Source organism: Niallia yueguangensis, from assembly GCF_052663115.1.
Window position 1 is genome coordinate 1 of the sequence record NZ_JBQTCX010000050.1, and the last position, 1,499, is coordinate 1,499.

Genomic DNA, 1,499 nt, shown 5'->3' on the forward strand with positions numbered 1-1,499 from the left:
TCAGATAAATACTTATTGTTCCGCAGTAGCTCAGTGGTAGAGCATTCGGCTGTTAACCGAACGGTCGTAGGTTCGAATCCTACCTGCGGAGCCATTTTATAAAATACATAATAAGCTGAAAAGGAACCAAAGGGCGTAAGTCAGATAATTTCACGATGATTTAAATCTCTCTTTCAGTCATAATAATTTGCGCCTTTAGCTCAGCTGGATAGAGCAACGGCCTTCTAAGCCGTGTGTCAGAGGTTCGAATCCTCTAAGGCGCGTAAAAACCTAATTAGAATTTGAAATATAAAAGGCTTGTTCACTCGAACAAGCCTTTTATATTTCTTTAGGCTGTTTTCTATAAGTTTGTTGTTTTTGAATAAAATAATAAACATGGCTGAAGCACTGATCAGCCTGAAAACACGTAGACTCCTGCGGGGAAAGTGAAGTTTATTCAGGCTGCGGGTTAAATAACATCAATCTATACGAAAAGAGCCCTTCTTTAAAACAACTTTAATAATTAACAATATTGTATAATTAAGTAGTATTTTTCTACAAAATGGGCATGTTTTATAGGTTCTTTAAAATGCTACTCGCATTATTTTTATACTTTAGCCTTGTTTGTGCATACCGAACGGATCATTTCCCTGGTTTATAATCGGTTTGTTTCATGATAGGAATATCAGTTTATCGACATCATTGCCGAGTTTGTGGAAAGTCCACTTTGTAAACTATGTCCGGTAAACCCCTTCGAATCTATTCCTGCTTTTTTAAGGAAGGGCGACCGACTTATCATTTGATCGATTATGGATGTTTTTATTCGGTCAATCGATGGAAGAGAGCGCCACTATGCAAATTGCCGCTGCTATCTAATTTTCTGCCGCCTTTACGGAACAGTACTTATTGTCTGTAAAAATAACCAAAGATGTTCTATAAACATTAATAATCATTTCTTTTTTCTTTGAAGTATCTCTATCCAATGTATTATGTGTTCCTCTTTTAGATTTGAATTATCTATTTAAATTTAATTGGTTTTCTGGTTGAAGAAGCGCTGTTTATATCCTGGGTTAATATTAATGAAACAGCTATTATAGAGTATACAGGCAGCAGGTAAAAAATCGCTTGGAAACAATTGTGAGTTTTCTCTCTCACAATCCCTGAATGAAAAAATAGAAGTGTTGGCAGACTCTATGCAAATTAAGGCGGCACGAGCGGAGCCAATCTATCTTCCATGAGGATAAAAACAAACTACGAAGCACCATCACTAGCTTTTTTTTTCATTAAAGTAGGCGAAGCTCCGGCCCTTTACTATTCAAAATTGGCAAAGAATAAATGTTCTATATAATAATAAATAGCTTAGTAGAATCGATTGTTAAGAAAAACAGAAATTATTTACTCATAAAAGTCTTGACGAAAGCATCTATCCTTGTTATTATATAAAAGTTGCTTCTGACAGCAACGAAAAACATAACTTGCTTATCATCAACAATGATTTAAAAGGTTGAAAAAAACTTTAA

The 1,499-nt window shown here is 34.9% G+C and carries 2 tRNA genes; both read left to right on the plus strand.

Annotated features, from left to right (window positions below):
• The first annotated feature begins 19 nt into the window (after positions 1-19).
• Positions 20-94: transfer RNA gene (locus tag ACTYA4_RS22015), tRNA-Asn, on the plus strand.
• Positions 95-189: 95 nt separating this feature from the next.
• A tRNA-Arg gene (locus ACTYA4_RS22020) sits at positions 190-263 on the plus strand.
• Positions 264-1,499 lie beyond the last annotated feature (1,236 nt).